This window comes from Thermodesulfovibrio sp. 1176 (assembly GCF_029946585.1).
Taxonomy (GTDB): Bacteria; Nitrospirota; Thermodesulfovibrionia; order Thermodesulfovibrionales; family Thermodesulfovibrionaceae; genus Thermodesulfovibrio.
Map to the genome: position 1 here is coordinate 100,937 of NZ_JARZRZ010000002.1, position 15,655 is coordinate 116,591.

Annotated in this window: 14 protein-coding genes; 3 read left to right on the forward strand and 11 right to left on the reverse strand. The window is 33.2% G+C overall.

The genetic code is table 11. The features are described 5' to 3' along the window. Positions 1-60: 60 nt before the first annotated feature. Positions 61-348, forward strand: a complete 288-nt coding sequence (locus QI155_RS04310; RefSeq protein ID WP_281321186.1) for a GYD domain-containing protein — start codon at positions 61-63, stop codon at positions 346-348. Between the two features lie 159 nt (positions 349-507). Here QI155_RS04310 and QI155_RS04315 read toward each other — a convergent pair whose 3' ends face one another. The 4 genes from QI155_RS04315 to dsrA all read right to left on the reverse strand — a co-directional run bounded on the left by QI155_RS04315 (position 508) and on the right by dsrA (position 3,688). After that, a complete protein-coding gene (locus QI155_RS04315; RefSeq protein ID WP_068860660.1) occupies positions 508-981 on the reverse strand; it encodes a CinA family protein in 474 nt (157 codons plus the stop codon). 70 nt (positions 982-1,051) lie between these two features. Continuing rightward, positions 1,052-1,294 (reverse strand): hypothetical protein, encoded by a 243-nt coding sequence (locus QI155_RS04320; RefSeq protein WP_068860658.1) that lies wholly within the window; start codon positions 1,292-1,294, stop codon positions 1,052-1,054. 51 nt (positions 1,295-1,345) lie between these two features. Then, positions 1,346-2,449: a dissimilatory-type sulfite reductase subunit beta gene (gene dsrB / locus QI155_RS04325; protein ID WP_068860656.1), complete on the reverse strand. Its 1,104-nt coding sequence runs from the start codon at positions 2,447-2,449 to the stop codon at positions 1,346-1,348. Between the two features lie 30 nt (positions 2,450-2,479). Continuing rightward, a complete protein-coding gene (dsrA, locus tag QI155_RS04330) occupies positions 2,480-3,688 on the reverse strand; it encodes a dissimilatory-type sulfite reductase subunit alpha (protein WP_068860654.1) in 1,209 nt (402 codons plus the stop codon). A 147-nt stretch (positions 3,689-3,835) separates the two neighbouring features. On the opposite strand from dsrA, the gene smc reads away from it, so the two are divergent. Next, on the forward strand, positions 3,836-7,297 hold the full coding sequence (gene smc, locus QI155_RS04335) for a chromosome segregation protein SMC (RefSeq protein WP_281321187.1): 3,462 nt from the start codon (positions 3,836-3,838) through the stop codon (positions 7,295-7,297). Further along, positions 7,294-8,652, forward strand: coding sequence for an FAD-linked oxidase C-terminal domain-containing protein (locus tag QI155_RS04340; RefSeq protein ID WP_281321188.1), 1,359 nt, complete (start codon positions 7,294-7,296; stop codon positions 8,650-8,652). Before smc ends, QI155_RS04340 begins: the two co-directional genes overlap by 4 nt. Here the strand turns inward: QI155_RS04340 and QI155_RS04345 are convergent. Genes QI155_RS04345 through alaC form a run of 7 tightly spaced genes read right to left on the reverse strand, consistent with a single transcriptional unit; the run spans position 8,627 to position 15,590 of the window. Next, a complete protein-coding gene (locus tag QI155_RS04345) occupies positions 8,627-9,460 on the reverse strand; it encodes a ParB/RepB/Spo0J family partition protein (protein ID WP_281321189.1) in 834 nt (277 codons plus the stop codon). The genes QI155_RS04340 and QI155_RS04345 overlap by 26 nt on opposite strands. Then, positions 9,441-10,211, reverse strand: a complete 771-nt coding sequence (locus QI155_RS04350) for an AAA family ATPase (RefSeq protein WP_281321190.1) — start codon at positions 10,209-10,211, stop codon at positions 9,441-9,443. Before QI155_RS04350 ends, QI155_RS04345 begins: the two co-directional genes overlap by 20 nt. A gap of 16 nt (positions 10,212-10,227) precedes the next feature. Further along, a complete protein-coding gene (locus QI155_RS04355; RefSeq protein ID WP_068861771.1) occupies positions 10,228-11,997 on the reverse strand; it encodes a PBP1A family penicillin-binding protein in 1,770 nt (589 codons plus the stop codon). Continuing rightward, positions 11,987-12,382, reverse strand: a complete 396-nt coding sequence (locus QI155_RS04360; protein WP_068861772.1) for a M67 family metallopeptidase — start codon at positions 12,380-12,382, stop codon at positions 11,987-11,989. Before QI155_RS04360 ends, QI155_RS04355 begins: the two co-directional genes overlap by 11 nt. Beyond that, positions 12,379-13,089: a HesA/MoeB/ThiF family protein gene (locus tag QI155_RS04365; protein WP_281321191.1), complete on the reverse strand. Its 711-nt coding sequence runs from the start codon at positions 13,087-13,089 to the stop codon at positions 12,379-12,381. The genes QI155_RS04360 and QI155_RS04365 overlap by 4 nt, the downstream gene beginning before the upstream one ends. A 2-nt stretch (positions 13,090-13,091) precedes the next feature. Beyond that, a complete protein-coding gene (locus tag QI155_RS04370; RefSeq protein ID WP_068861757.1) occupies positions 13,092-14,372 on the reverse strand; it encodes a homoserine dehydrogenase in 1,281 nt (426 codons plus the stop codon). A gap of 9 nt (positions 14,373-14,381) precedes the next feature. Further along, positions 14,382-15,590 carry an alanine transaminase gene (alaC, locus tag QI155_RS04375; RefSeq protein ID WP_068861758.1) on the reverse strand — a complete coding sequence of 403 codons (1,209 nt, stop codon included), beginning with the start codon at positions 15,588-15,590 and terminating at the stop codon, positions 14,382-14,384. Positions 15,591-15,655: the final 65 nt, after the last annotated feature.

Consider the following 15,655-nt stretch of genomic DNA (forward strand, 5'->3'; position numbering starts at 1 on the left):
ACATTTTTTTGTTAAGTATTTTTATTTTTGATATAATTAAAAAAAATGAGGAGGTGGATTATGCCTTATTATGTAGTTTTAAGCACACTTACAGATGATGGAAGAGAAACCTTAAAGGAAAGGCCTGAGAGAATTCTTGAGGTTAATCAAGAAATTGAAAAAATGGGAGTGAAAGTACTTCAACAATATGCAGTTTTAGGTCCCTATGATTTCTTTAATATTGTGGAAGCTCCAGACAATATTACTGTAATGAAAATGTCTGTTGAATTGGGTTCAAGAGGAACTGTTCAGCTTATGACATTACCTGCAATACCAGTTGAAGAATTAATTAGTAATTTGAAAGGATAAAATGAAAAAATAAAGATATTGAAGGACTGAATTAACTTTAAAACTATATTTACTGAGGAAGAAGTCTTACAAAGAATCTAATTTGAAGGGAATCTCAACAAGTAGCATTGAAGTTCATTAAGATTAATAACTTCTTGTTGAGATTCTCTTCTTTAATTTTTAAACTATTTTTTCAATAAGAAAATTGAAAGCTTCATTCGTTGCATTAATTTTATTGAAATATCTATCACCTTGAAATTTCAATTCTTTAACAAAAACATTTTCTGGTGTTGCTACAGCAATATATATAAGACCTGCTGGTTTTTCTTCCATTGTATCAGGACCAAGATTGCCTGTTGTTGCTATTGAATAGTCCGAACCTGTAAGATATTTTACAGCTAATGCCATAGTTATAGCCATTTCAGATGATATTACTCCATGTTTAAACGTTTCTTCAGGTATATTTAATATTTTTCTTTTTATCTCTGTTGCATAAACAACAACTCCTCCAAGAAAAATTTTGCTTGCACCTGGAATATCTGTTATTGATGAAGCAATAAGACCTCCTGTACATGATTCAGCTGTTGAAAGAGTCTTATTTTTTATTTTTAAATTATTAACTATTTGAAAAGCTTGTTCTATTGTAGGATACATAAAAAAATAAAAGTAAGAGAGGGGGAGATTATCTCTTCCCCTCTCTTAATATCTCTAAATACTGATTTAACTATTTGAAAATATCTTTTTCAAATTTTTCCAGTTTAGATGCAAGCTCTATATAGCTACCACCCATGTAGGTATAAATTAATTGTCCACCATCGATAAGTTCTCTTATTGCTTCCTTTGTTTCAGCATCTGATACACCAAGGGCTCTAAAATGTTTTATTACATCCATCTGTTTGTATTTCTTTTTTCCTTGAGCCTCTTCAATGAGTTTGTATATCTGCTTTTTGAGTTCCTCTTTATCCATAAAATTTTCACCCCTTTCTTTATAAGGAGGGGGTTACCCCTCCTTATTAAATTATTTTTTAACCCATTTTATTTGTGCAGTTGTTCTGAGTGTTTCAAAGGTGTATGTCCAATCATCAATGTGCTGCCATGTAAATGGTATTCCTGTCACATCGAAGAATTTTTCCCATCCAATTCTATCAATCCACTCTCCTACTCTTTCGTGTTTCTTTGCTCCAGCTACATAGGCATCAAAAATCTTTCTTACTGCCTTTGTTACTTCAGGCCATCTTGGTGGATTATTTGGCAAATAAGGGACTGCAAGCTTTGAAAACTTTGGAGGTGTTCTTAAGTTACCAACTTTTCCACCTACAACTATTGCAACTCCGTCATTTTCTGCATCTTTAATTGGAAGGGCAGGACAAACGGAAAAGCAGTTTCCACAGTACATACATTTTTCTTCTTTTAACTTAATTGACTTCTTTGCTGGATCAGGAATTATCGCTGCTGTAGGGCATGCAGCCATAGTTGTTGGTAACTCACAGAGATCCTTAAATCTCTCATGTTCAATTCTTGGTATTTTTGTATGAATACCAACAATAGCTATATCTGAGCAGTGAACTGCACCGCACATATTTGTACAACAGGCAACTGCCAATCTTACTTTGTTAGGAGTTTCCTTTGTTGTAAAGTAATCAGCAAGATCATCTAATAAACACTTAACAAGTGCAGAAGCATCAACAGCTGCTGAATGACAGTGAATCCAACCCTGTGTATGGACCACGTTACTTACTCTTGGCCCGATTCCGCCAATCATATACTTCTTTGCCTTTAGTTCTTCAATTAATGGATTAACTTTGCTTTCATCGGAAACAAGAAACTCTAAATTATTTCTTGTTGTAAACCTGAAATAACCATCACAATATTTATCTGCAATATCAGCAATCTCTCTTAATGTATCGGTACTCAGAAGTCTTGGAGATGCAACTCTAACTGTCCAAATTTTATCTCCAGAATTTGCTATATGAACCATTAACCCAGGAGTTAATATTTCATGGGTTTTCCAGTCTCCATAATTTTTCTGTATTACTGGTGGTAAAAAATTTTTGTAATGAGGTGGTCCTATATCTGTTTTTCTTTGTTTTACATCTACTACATCGGGAATTACATATGGCATAATTTTACCTCCTTAATGTTTTTTATTATATTATTTTAACCATTTTTCCCAAGGTTTACCTTCGAGGTCTCCCTCTTTCCAGAAGAAGAACGGATCTCTTCTTGGCTCTTTGACCATTTCTGGTGCAGGTTCAAGTTCGGAAATTTCAAGGAACTCTCTCATTCCACGACGAAGAATAAGCTCACCAATTCTCTCTCTGTTCTTTCCATATTCACTCCACCACTCCCACCATTTTCTATGGAGATCTTTTATTTCTTGATATGGTGGTTTCATTTCCATAAATGGCACTACTACCCAAGAAAGGGTAGCACCAATAACAAATGGAGCTTTAGCACCAATTAAAATTGTTGCACCAAAGGGTGGTGTTGGTTTAAGGGCTCCTGCTAATTTTGCAATACAATGCATACAATGACGACAATCATCGTTATTTATTGTAAGATTATTTCCATCCCAGGTGATACATTTTCCAGGGCAGAGATTAACTATTTCTTCCTGAATATTCATACCCTTCTTTGCATAATCTCTTACTCTGTCCTGGTCAATCTCAATTGGACCTTTCCATGTTCCAATTATGGAACAGTCTGCACGAGCTATTGCAGCATTGCAGTCAATTGGGCATCCTACTACTTTAATCTTATACTTATAAGGAAAAGCTGGTCTATGGAGTTCATCCTGGAATTCCTGTGTTAAATCATAGGTAATATCAAGGGTATCAATCATTGACCACTCACATCTTGCTGGTCCTACACAACAGCTTGGTGTTCTCATTGCAGAACCAGAACCACCAAGGTCAAAACCATTCATACTAAGAATGGTTGCAAGAGGCTCAAGATTATCTGTTACTGTTCCCAATAAAATTATATCGCCAGTTGAACCATGAAAGTTTGTTAATCCACTTCCATATTTGTCCCAAAGATCGCAGAAAAATCTCATTGTTTCAGAAGTATAAAATAAACCTGCAGGCTGGTTTACACGGACAGTATGGAAATGAGCAACATTAGGGAATTCATCTGCTAATTCTGAATATCTTCCAATAACACCTCCACCATAACCTCTAACACCAACTATACCACCATGTTTCCAATAAGTTACTTTGTCTCTAAAACTTTTCTCTAAAAGACCCAGCTCGTCAGCAGCCATAGCATTTTTAGCAGCTGCTTTTTTCATTTCAGTGACAAAACTCGGGAAAGGACCCTTTTCAAGTTCATCCAATAAAGGTGTGTCATACTTCTTCGTCATATTTTCCTCCTGCTTTAAGATTTTTTAAATTATACCAAAAATTTTACTGTCTATCAACAGTAAAATAGTTATACTTTTTTGGTCAAATAAAAAATTTTTATGCTTGCATTAAAGCTTTTAAAATAAAAATAAGCTAAAATATTGTTAATGAAAATAAAATGGATAGAACTTAACGGGTTTAAATCTTTTCCCGAAAAAACCAGAATAGAGATAAATGAGGGAATTACCTGCTTTGTAGGTCCAAATGGAGCAGGTAAAAGCAATATTGTTGATGCTTTCAGATGGATTCTTGGAGAGCATAATCCCAGAATCCTTAGAGGAGAAAAAATGGAGGAAGTAATATTCCAAGGCTCTCAATCAAAAAGGGAAAAGGGTATTGCAGAAGTAACTATTCTCCTAAAATCATTAAAAGAAACCGAAAATGAAGAAGAATCCGAAATAGAATTCACTGAAATAAAAAGAAGATTTTACAAAAGTGGAGAATCCTATTTCATCATAAATGGTAAGCAGGCAAGACTTAAAGACATAAGAGAAATATTTCTCTCAGAAGGAGTTGATATAAGAACTTATTCAATAATTGATCAAATAAAAATTAATGATATACTATCAAAACCCTTTCATAGAAAGGCTCTATTAGAAGAATGTGCAGGGATTTCTCTCTATAAAATTAAAAAAACCGAATCTGAAGGAAAACTTCAATCAGCAAGAGAAAATCTGCAAAGAGTAGAAGATATTATCGGTGAACTCAGAAAACAATATTCTTTACTTGAAAGACAGGCTAAAAGAGCTGAAAAATATAAAAAAATCATAGAAGAATTAAAAAATCTTGAATTAAAGGTCTCTAAAACTGAAAGTTTGAGACTTATTGATGAGATGGAAGGACTTAAAAATGAAATCAAAAAGCTTGAAAATAAACAGTCAGAACTGAAAGAAGAAGTCGCAAAAATTATAAAAAAAATTGAAGAGCAAAAAAATAAAATTACTAATGTTGAAAATGAATTACAGGAAAAAGAAAAAGAGCTAAAACAAAAAGAAATTGAAAAAACAAAAACAGAAAATAAACAAAATCTTTTTTCCCAAGAAGAAAAAAATAGAAAAGAATTGATAAATAAAATGCAAGAAGAAAACTCTACACTGAAAAGAGAAATTGAAAAATCTCAGAATGAACTAAAAGAATTTTCAATTCAATACTCAGAAATTGAAAGAAATATTGGTAATCTCCAGGAGGAAATCATTGAAGAAGAACAGGAATTAATTGAATTTCATAAAAAAATAAATGAATTTGAAAAAGAGCTCGAAAAACAGAGAAAAACCCTCTTTAACCTTACAACAGAACTGGCAAATAAGAAAAATTATTATCATTCAGTCAAAAAATCCCTTGAAAATGGTCAAAACAGATTAAACTCCCTTTATTCAAGAAAAAAAGAAATGACCCAAAAAATAAATCATTTAGAAACAGAAAATCAAGAAATTGAGGGAAAAATAAAAATTTTAAAAGAAACCTTTCAATCAGAAAATGAAAAAATAAACCTTCTTCAGAATCAGCTTTCTCAAATAGATAGGGAACTGGAAGCAAAAAATCAGAGTATAATTGAAAAAAAGAAAAAAGAAGCAGTGATTAATGGAAAAATTGAAGCTCTTTCATCAGAAATATGGCAGGACAGCAAATCTCATAAACTTTTCTTTGAATACATTGATGTTAGCCCCGAAGCTGAAGAATTAATTGAAACTCTTATGGAAGAAAAACTTAAAGCTGCAGTAATAGAGAATATAGAAGAAATTAAACATCTTCAAAACAAAAGCTGGGTTTTTTTAAAAAATTCTGAAATTCCTCAACATCACTTAGTTCAGAATGATAAAAAAAGTATCTTGGAGAACAGAAAAATCAAAAACTTCATAAAAATGAAAGATTCTGGAATTCCTGAAAACATTTTTGAAAATGTCTATGTTGTAAGCAATATCAAAGAGGCACTGACTTATAAAAAAGAATTTCCCAATTGCTGTTTTCTGACAAAACAAGGTGAAGTTTTTTTCCCAGATGGATTTATCAAAACAGGTAAAAAATCAAATATTCTTCAAAAGAAAAGACTACTTGAACAGTTAAAGGAAGAAAAAAATGATATAGCACAGCAAATTGAATCTTTACAACAAGAAATTATAAAAAAACAGATTATGAAAGAAGAGAACAAAAAAGAAATTGAAAGCAGAAGATTAAAAATTTCTCAAATACAGAGGGAAATTTTCCAAAATGAAGAAAGATACAGAAGCCTTAACAGAGATATTGAACAGCTAAGGCAAAGAATAAAATATCTTGAAAATGAAGAAAGAGCAATACAACAGGAAATATCTCAAAACAGAAAATTAATTGAAAAAACCGCTTCTGAAATTGAACAATTATCCTATGAAATTGAAGATTTAGAGAAAAAAATTGAAGAACTTAAAAATACACAAAAAGAGTTACTGCAAAAACAGGAAAACAAAAAAGAAGCTCTTTCTAATAAAAAAATCATGCTTTCTACTTTAAAGGAAAGACAAAACAGTAAAAAACAGGAAATAATCAGATTGAATGAAGAAATTAAAAAACTTTCAATAAAAAAACAGAAAAATGAAGAAGAAATTGAACAAAGTTTAAAAAAAATATCCCAAATTGAACAAGAAAAGGTAAAAACATTAAGGGCAATTGAAACACTTACCTTTGAAATAGCCAATCTGAGAGAATTAAAAGAAACTCTCTATACAAAACTGAAGCAGACAAGAGGATTTCTTGCTGAACTGGAAACAAACTACCAAAGCATAAATGAAGAATTACAAAACATTACAACACTAATTGGCGAGAGAAAGGCTTTTGAAGGAGAGAAAAAAATAAAACTTGAAAATTTATGGAATGAAATTTACAACCTTTACGGAATTAACATAATTAATGAAGAAATAGAGCCTGTTTTGGAGATAGAAACCTTTAAAAGTAGAATAATGCAACTTAAAAATCAACTTAAAGAAATCGGACCTGTTGATATGGAAATTTTAAAAGAATATGAGGAAGTAAAGGAAAGATATAACTTTCTGATTAATCAGAAACAGGACATAATAACTTCCATAGAAGAACTACAAGAAGCAATTAAAAAAATTAACTCCCTTACGAAAAAAAAATTAAGAGAAACTTTCTATCTTTTGAAGGAGAAATTTAATAATATCTTCAATGAACTTTTTGAGGGAGGAAAGGCAGAGCTAATTCTAACTGATGAAAACAATATACTTGAATCAGAAATAGATATACAGGTGCAACCTCCTGGTAAAAAAGCGGGAAACATAAATCTACTTTCAGGAGGAGAAAAAACACTGACCGCTTTGTCCTTTATATTTGCCTGTTTAAGTATCCGTCCATCACCTGTTTGTATTCTTGATGAAGTTGATGCTCCACTTGATGATATTAACACTCTTCGTTTAAGAAAACTGATAAAGGATTTAAGCAATGAAACACAATTTTTAATAATAACTCACAATAAACTCATGATGGAAATAGCTGATTACATCTACGGAGTTACCATGCAAGAAGAAGGGGTTTCAACAGTGATTTCATTACAACTAAAAGAAGCAGAGGTATATGCATGAAAGATTTAACATTGATTAACGGAATAGAAATATCCGATGAAAAAGAAGACTTAATATGCTATAGCTATGATGCTTCCTATTCAAAGGGAAGCCTTCCAGAGCTTATTGCCTGGCCTAAAAATACTGAAGAAATTGTAAGAATAGTAAAATGGGCAACAAATAAAGGATTAAAAATAGTGCCAAGAGGTGCTGGAACAGGTATGGCAGGAGGAGCTATTCCTATTAATTCAAGAAGTATTATTGTTAGCCTTGAAAAAATGAGAGAAATTTTAGAAGTAAATACGAAAAATTTTACTACTACTTTACAACCAGGAGTTATAAATGGAGAACTTCAAAAAGAACTCACTATTTATGAACTTTTTTATCCACCAGATCCAGCATCTCTTGATTACTGCACAATAGGAGGGAATGTAGCAACAAATGCAGGTGGTCCCCGCGCTATAAAATACGGTGTTACAAGGAACTATGTTTTAGAACTTGAAACAGTACTTTCTACTGGTGGGGTTTTTACTTTGGGGGGTAAAACTTTTAAAAGGGTTACAGGATATGAAATAAAGGAACTTTTTATTGGTTCAGAAGGAACACTTGGAATAATTTCAAAGGTTACTCTCAGAGTATTACCCCAACCAGAAGAAGTTATTACACTTCTTGTAAGTTTCGACTCAATAGAGTCTGCTGGAGATGCTGTTCCTAAAATTATTGGCTCGGGCATTATCCCAAGAACCCTTGAATTTCTTGATAGTTCCTGTCTTCAATTAGTAGAAACAAATTATGAATTAGGACTTCCCAGTGCTTCAGAAGCCATGCTTCTTGTTGAACTCGACGGTGAAGTAAACTCTCTTAAAAGGCAAGGGGAAAAAATTGTTGATATTGTTAGAAAATGTAAAGGAGAAACACAGGTTGCAACAGATTATTATTCAAGAGAAAACCTTTGGAAAGCAAGAAGAAGCATTTCTCCATGTATTTTGAAAATGAAAGATAAAGAAAAAATAAACATTGATATCGCTGTTCCCATAGACAATCTTTCAACAATACTTAAAAAATTAAATAAACTATCAATTGAATCTAAAATTCCTATTATCTGCTTTGGACATGCTGGAGATGGCAATATCCATGTAAATATACTTATTAACAAGGGAAACGAAGAAGAAAAAAAACAGGGATTTGAAATTGTAAAGAAAATATTTGAATTTACAGTTAGTATTGGAGGAGTAATTTCAGGAGAACATGGAATTGGAATAACAAAAAAACCCTACATAGATATTCAATTAGACAGAAAACATATAGAGCTTATGCAGGCTATAAAAAGAGTTTTTGACCCAAAAGGAATTATGAATCCAGGAAAGATTTTTTAAAAATCCTTTGCAAAATTCCATCAAGCTCATCAAGGGAGTTATAAAATATTTCAAGCTTTCCTTTTTTTCCTTTATGTAAAATCTTTACTTTAAAACCAAGTTCTGAGGTAAGTCTTTCTTCAAGTTCCTCTATATCTGCTAATTTTTCTTTTAAACGCTTCGGCTTATCAGTCTTTTTTACAAGTTCCTCTGTCTGTCTTACAGATAAAGATTTTCTTGCTACTATATTGGCAATTTCAATCTGTCTTTGAGTGTCTTCAATTGACAGAATTGCTTTGGCATGTCCCATAGTGATTGTTCCTTGTTTAAGATAATGCTTTACCTCATCAGGAAGTTTAAGTATTCTTAAATAATTTGCAATTGTTGCTCTGTCTTTCCCAACCCTTGTTGAAAGTTCTTCCTGGGTCAGATTAAACTCTCTAATTAATTTATCAAAAGCAGAAGCGGTTTCAACAGGGTCAAGGTCTTCTCTCTGAATATTTTCAATTAGGGCAATCTCAATAGCCTCAACGGGAGAGACATCTTTTATAACTGCCGGTATCCTTTCTAATCCTGCAATTTTTGAAGCTCTCCATCTTCGTTCTCCAGCAATTATTCTAAATGTGCCATCACCAACACGTGATACAACAATTGGCTGAATAATTCCCTTTTCTTTAATTGATTGAGCAAGTTCTTTTAATGCCTCTTCATTAAAATCTGTTCTTGGTTGTGATGTTCCAGGAATTATTCTTTCTATTTCTATTTCCTGAAGAATCTCTTCTTTCTTTGGAATTAAAGATTCTAATCCTTTACCTAATGCTTTCTTCATTTAAAAACTCCATTGCAAAACTTAAATAACTTTGAGAACCCTTTGACCTTATATCATAAAAAACAGCTGGCTTTCCATGACTTGGAGCCTCTGCCAGAGTAACATTCCTTGGTATTACTGTATTATAAACTTTTTTACCAAAAAAACGTCTCACTTCTTCTGCAACCTGCCTTGAAAGACTGTTTCTTCCATCAAACATTGTAAGAAGAATTCCTTCAATTTTAAGATCAGGATTAAGTTTAGACTTAACAAGTTCAAAGGTTTTAATGAGTAAGCCAAGACCTTCCAATGCATAGTACTCACATTGAACTGGAATCAGTAGTGAATGGGCACAAACAAGACAGTTTAAAGTTAAAAGACCAAGAGATGGAGGTGCATCAATAATAAGGTAATCAAAATCTGAAACTATAGGCAATAAAATATTTTTTAGAATAAATTCTCTATTTTGTCTATGAACAAGTTCAACTTCTACTCCTACAAGGTCTATAGTTGATGGAATTATCCATATATTGTCAAATTTTGTTTTAATTTTTACACTATGTGGTGACAGGGAATCAATATATAAATCATAAAGACTTAAATCAAGATTACTTCTTTCTATTCCCACTCCAGTTGTAAGATTTCCCTGAGGGTCTGAATCAACAAGTAAAACCTTTTTACCCTCTATGCTTAAGGAAGCTCCAAGATTTAAAGCAGTGGTGGTTTTCCCAACTCCTCCCTTTTGATTTGCAATTGTTATTATTTTACCCATTTTATAATTTTAACATTTACTGTTTTGCTTTCATAAAATCAATCCATATTGGAAGAGCTGTCCTTGCACCAGCTTCTTTTGGTCCAATTGGTTTGTTGTTGTCTCTGCCAACCCAAACACCGACTAATAAATCATCATCAAAACCAACAAACCATGCATCAGAATAATTATTCGTTGTTCCTGTCTTCCCATAAACTTCTCTTTGAAGTTCCTTTGCTCTCTGGGCAGTACCTGAAATCACAACTTCCCTTAAGAATTCTCTCATTTGTTCAACAATTTCTTCTGGTAAAATTGTTTCTACTTCTGGCTTGTTTTCTTCAATTATAACACCATTGTGGTCAGTAATTTTCTCATAAAAAATTGGCTTTATTTTTTTACCTGTTGCAAAAACTGAATAAGCTGTAGTCAGCTCTATGGGTTTTACATCAGAGGCTCCCAAAGCAGTTGAAAGATAAGGGTGAATTTTTGTTTTTAAACCACATTGTTGAGCAAATTCAACAACTTTTTTAATGCCTACCTGTGAGGCAAGCCTAACAGTGGCTGCATTTAAGGATAGGGCAAGTGCCTTTCTTAATGAAACTTCACCATGATATTCGTTATTGTAATTCTTTGGACTCCAGTTTTTACCCTGAACTGCTCCTGGGAAAGAAACAGGAGCATCAAGGATTGTATCATCAATGTTCCAGCCTTCCATCAAGGCAACTGCATAAACAAAGGGTTTAAAAGCACTTCCAGGCTGTCGCAGAGCAAAAACTCTATTGTACTGGGTTTCCCAAAAATCATTTCCTCCTACTAAAGCTTTTACATAGCCTGTTTTAAGATCAATTGCAATCAATGCTGATTGAATCTTTGGTTTAACTCTTTTATGAATCTCAGCAAGTCCCTTTTGAACAGACTCTTCTGCCTTCTTTTGATATTTATAATCAATTGTTGAATAAATTCTCAGCCCATCTTTATAGAGTCTTTCTCCATACTTTGTCTCAAGCTCCTGTCTAAGAGTCTCAACAAAATAAGGTGCTTCAAAGCGTCTCCAGTGGGGATGCTCAGGCAAAGGCTCTTTTATTGCTTCATTATATTGTTCCTTTGTTATAAAGCCTTCTTCAAGCATTTTCTGTAAAACAATGTTTCTTCTTTTGAGAGCTACTTCTGGTCTTTTAAAGGGATTAAAAGCTGATGGTGCCTTTGGCAAAGAAGCAAGTAAAGCAATCTCTGAAATTTTTAATTCTCTGAAGCTTTTTCCAAAATAAGCCTCAGCCGCAGCTGCTATTCCATATGCTCTATTTCCAAAATAAGCCTGATTAAGATAAAGTCCTAAAATTTCATCCTTTGTATATTTTTTTTCAATCTGAATTGAAAGTATTGCCTCTTTTATTTTTCTTGTTATACTTCTTTCAGGCTTTAAAAAGAGCATCTTTGCAAGTTGCTGTGTGATGGTACTTCCACCTTCAACAATACTGCCTGCTTTAATGTCTCTGTAAAGGGCTCGCATAATTCCAATAATATCTACACCTGGATGTCTATAAAATCTTACATCTTCTGCTGATATAAAGGCTTTTTTTATGATATCTGGAATTTCGTAATAGGGAACAAACTTTCTTCTTTCATAAAAAAACTCTGTAAGAACCTGTCCATCGGAGGAATAAACAATTGATGCTTCAAGGGGTCTGTAACCCTCTAAATTCCTAATATCTGGAAGGTCTGAAAAAAGCCAGTATATATAGCCAGCAAAGACGCCAACTAAAAACAAAAAAGAAAAAAATAAAAAATACAAAATTTTAGTTTTCATTTCCAATAATTAATTCTTCCTCATCAATTTCCCCATCTTTTATCTTAAAACATTTCACTTCAAATTCTGGTTCAAAGGCAACTATTAAGTAGTAAACATCATAAAAGGCTAACTCTATGTCCTTCTGGGAAGGATAGGCAGAACCAAAGGGATGGCTGTGAAATATAGCAATCATTTCAAGTCCTTTTTGTCTAATATCCTTCATTGCCTTTAACTGCTCTTTCGTTTCCATAAAATAGCTTACTGAAGAGGTTTCTATATTTTTTATTTTATAAATCTCTGTTACAAAATTATTCTTTCCTGCAAGAATTCCACAGGCTTCATAGGGTAGAGACCATCTACAGTATTCTATCATATCATCATAGATTGCTTTTTTAATTTTCATTTACAAATTTTACAGGATGGATTTTTTAAAAATTTCACTTCCCGAAAAACTTCTTTTAAAGCATCATAAATAATGATTCTGCCCTTTAAAAGTTCTCCAAAACCAAGCAAGAATTTTATTACCTCTATTGCCTGAATTGAACCAATTACACCTGCCACAGGAGCTAAGATACCCCTTTGAATTTCTTCATCTACTGCATCTTCAAAAAGACAACTGTAACAGGGGCCTTCTGGAGGATTTACATCAAAGACATGGCCTTCAAACTCTGAAACTGCACCGATTACAAGAGGTCTATTCAATTTAAAGCATGCTTCATTCAGAATCTTTCTTGTTTGAAAACTATCTGGACAGGCAACAACAACATCAAAAAATTTTATATAATCCTCAGCATTTTTTTTATTAATCTCATCAGGATAGGGGAGAACTTTTACCTCACTGTTAATTTTTTTAAGATTTATCATGCCAGAAATAACCTTTGGCATACCAACATGTTCTTCATTATGAAGAATTTGACGTTGAAGATTACTAAGTTCAACTATATCCGGATCTATTATTCCAATGTAACCAACACCAGAACAAGCAAGATAGTATGATACAACACTTCCAAGACCGCCTGCACCAACTATTAAAACTTTTGATTCTTTTAGTTTTCTTTGTCCCTCTATCCCTATCTGAGAAAGTATAATCTGGCGGTAATATCTTGACACAATTAAGTTTCTTCTCCTTCAACCCTTATAAATACGCTTTTATCTGATACTACAGGTAGTTTATCGATTTTTTCTAATGCCTCTAAGACATTCTTTTCCTTGGCTTTGTGAGTTAATATTACAAGAGGAACAGCACCAGCCTTTGATCTTCCTTTCTGAATCACCGAAGCTATACTTATGTTATGTTCTCCAAATACTCCTGAAATCTTTGAAAGCACACCAGGACGGTCTAAGGCTGTAAACCTGAAATAATACATGCTTTCTATCTCTTCCATTGGTTTTATAGTATATTTTTCAGAAAAATCAAGAGGTATTGTATTGACTCCTTTTGCAATATCAACTATGTCTGCAACTACAGCACTTCCTGTAGGCATACTTCCAGCTCCTCTTCCATAGTAAAGGGTTGCTCCAACACTGTCTCCTTCAACATATATAGCATTAAAAACTCCGTCAACCTTTGAAATTAAATAATCCTCTGGAACCATTGTGGGATGCACCCTCAATTCAATTTCTCCATTAAGAATTTTTGTTATTGCAAGAAGCTTAATTTTGTATCCAAACTCCTTTGCAAAGGCAATATCCTGTGCTGTTATCTTTGTAATACCCTCGCAATACACTTTATTAAAACTTAAGGGAATTCCATAGGCTAAGGATGCTAAAATAGTAATTTTATGGGATGAATCAATTCCTTCTATATCAAGAGTAGGGTCTGCCTCTGCATAACCAAGAGACTGTGCCTGCCTTAAAGCTTCTTGGAAATCAATCCCTTCATTAGTCATCTTTGTAAGAATAAAATTTGTTGTTCCGTTTATTATTCCATATATTGCAAGCATTTTATTCGCAACAAGACCTTCTTTCATTACCTTTATAATTGGAATACCTCCTGCAACAGAAGCTTCAAAACCAATTTTTAAACCTCTTTGTAAGGCTTCTTCAAATATTTCATTGCCCTGTTCTGCTAATAAAGCTTTATTTGCAGTGACAACATGTTTTCCGTTTTTTAGAGCTTCCATGATAAATTCCTTTGCTACGGTAGTGCCACCAACAAGTTCAACAACTATATCAATTTCCGGATCCTTTATAATCTCCCAAGCATCTGTAGTCAAAATCTCTTTTGGAAGTGTTATCTCTCTTGGTCTTTCAAGATCCTTATCAGCTACTTTTTTAAGAATTATATCTATGCCTGTTCTTTTTTTTATCAACTCTCTCTGATTAAGAAGAATTTTTATTGTACCTGTACCAACTACACCAAATCCTATAACTCCTACCTTTACCTGTTTCATTCTACCTCCTTATCCAACTTTTCTAATTCTTTTTACCTGAGGAACAAGATTTAGTGCTTTTTTAATTCCTTTACAAGCCTGCCTTATTCTGTGTTCATTCTCAACAAGAGCAAATCTTACAAAGCCTTCTCCTCCTTCTCCAAAACCAATACCAGGAGAAACTGCTACCTTTGCTTCATTTATTAAAAATTTAGCAAATTCTAAAGAACCCATTTTCTTAAAAGGCTCTGGAATTTCAGCCCAAACAAACATTGTTGCCTTAGGGGGGTCAACTTTCCATCCAGCCTGATTTAGTCCTTTAATGAGAACATTTCTTCTTCTTTCATAGGTTTTTCTTATTTCTTCAACACAGTCTTGGGGTCCCCTTAATGCAACAATTGATGCAATCTGAATTGGCTGAAACATTCCATAGTCAAGATAACTTTTTATTTTTGTTAATGCTCCAACAATCTCTTTGTTGCCAACACAAAAACCAACTCTCCAGCCAGCCATTGAATAACTTTTTGTCATTGAGAAAAATTCAACGCCCACATCCTTTGCCCCTGGAACTTGAAGAAAACTTGGTGCTTTATAATCATCAAAAACTAAGTCAGCATAGGCAAAGTCATGGATAACCATAATATTGTTTTCTTTAGCAAAATCAACAACTTTTCTGAAAAAATCAAGATTTTCCACAACTGCTGTTGTTGGATTATGAGGGAAATTAATTATTAAAATCTTTGGTCTGGGCCAGGAATTTTTATAGGCTCTTTCAAGCTCCTGAAAGAAGTCCATGGAGGGACAAATATCAAAGGTTCTAACATCTCCACCAGCAATTATTGCTCCGTAAGGATGAATAGGATAGGCTGGTGAAGGAGTAAGAACAACGTCACCTGGTTGTACTGCTGCTAAAAGTAGATGACTTAAACCCTCTTTTGAGCCAATGGTAACAACTGCCTCTGTTTCCGGATCTATATCAACGTCAAATCTTCTTTTATACCACTCTGAGATAGCACATCTAAGTTGAGTAATTCCCCTGCTTGCTGAATATCTATGATTTTTTGGAATCTTTGCTGCTTCACAAAGTTTTTCAACAACATGCTTTGGCGTTGGCAAATCAGGATTTCCCATACCAAGGTCTATTATATCCTCTCCTTTTCTTCTCAGCTCGGTCTTAAGTTGATTTACTACTGCAAATACATAGGGAGGTAATCTTTTAATTCTTGGAAAATCAAACATTTTTTCTTCCTCCATTTTTTATTTTCATTATACAATTATTTAAATTCCTCCTTTTGCATTACTTC

What these genes read in the sequence shown, in the direction of transcription:
- QI155_RS04345 (WP_281321189.1), bottom strand. Translation starts at nt 9,460, where the DNA reads ATGAAGAAAGCATTAGGTAAAGGATTAGAATCTTTAATTCCAAAGAAA.
- QI155_RS04360 (WP_068861772.1), bottom strand. Translation starts at nt 12,382, where the DNA reads ATGAAAATTAAAAAAGCAATCTATGATGATATGATAGAATACTGTAGA.
- dsrB (WP_068860656.1), bottom strand. Translation starts at nt 2,449, where the DNA reads ATGCCATATGTAATTCCCGATGTAGTAGATGTAAAACAAAGAAAAACA.
- QI155_RS04315 (WP_068860660.1), bottom strand. Translation starts at nt 981, where the DNA reads ATGTATCCTACAATAGAACAAGCTTTTCAAATAGTTAATAATTTAAAA.
- smc (WP_281321187.1), top strand. Translation starts at nt 3,836, where the DNA reads ATGAAAATAAAATGGATAGAACTTAACGGGTTTAAATCTTTTCCCGAA.
- QI155_RS04320 (WP_068860658.1), bottom strand. Translation starts at nt 1,294, where the DNA reads ATGGATAAAGAGGAACTCAAAAAGCAGATATACAAACTCATTGAAGAG.
- dsrA (WP_068860654.1), bottom strand. Translation starts at nt 3,688, where the DNA reads ATGACGAAGAAGTATGACACACCTTTATTGGATGAACTTGAAAAGGGT.
- alaC (WP_068861758.1), bottom strand. Translation starts at nt 15,590, where the DNA reads ATGTTTGATTTTCCAAGAATTAAAAGATTACCTCCCTATGTATTTGCA.
- QI155_RS04350 (WP_281321190.1), bottom strand. Translation starts at nt 10,211, where the DNA reads ATGGGTAAAATAATAACAATTGCAAATCAAAAGGGAGGAGTTGGGAAA.
- QI155_RS04370 (WP_068861757.1), bottom strand. Translation starts at nt 14,372, where the DNA reads ATGAAACAGGTAAAGGTAGGAGTTATAGGATTTGGTGTAGTTGGTACA.
- QI155_RS04355 (WP_068861771.1), bottom strand. Translation starts at nt 11,997, where the DNA reads ATGAAAACTAAAATTTTGTATTTTTTATTTTTTTCTTTTTTGTTTTTA.
- QI155_RS04340 (WP_281321188.1), top strand. Translation starts at nt 7,294, where the DNA reads ATGAAAGATTTAACATTGATTAACGGAATAGAAATATCCGATGAAAAA.
- QI155_RS04310 (WP_281321186.1), top strand. Translation starts at nt 61, where the DNA reads ATGCCTTATTATGTAGTTTTAAGCACACTTACAGATGATGGAAGAGAA.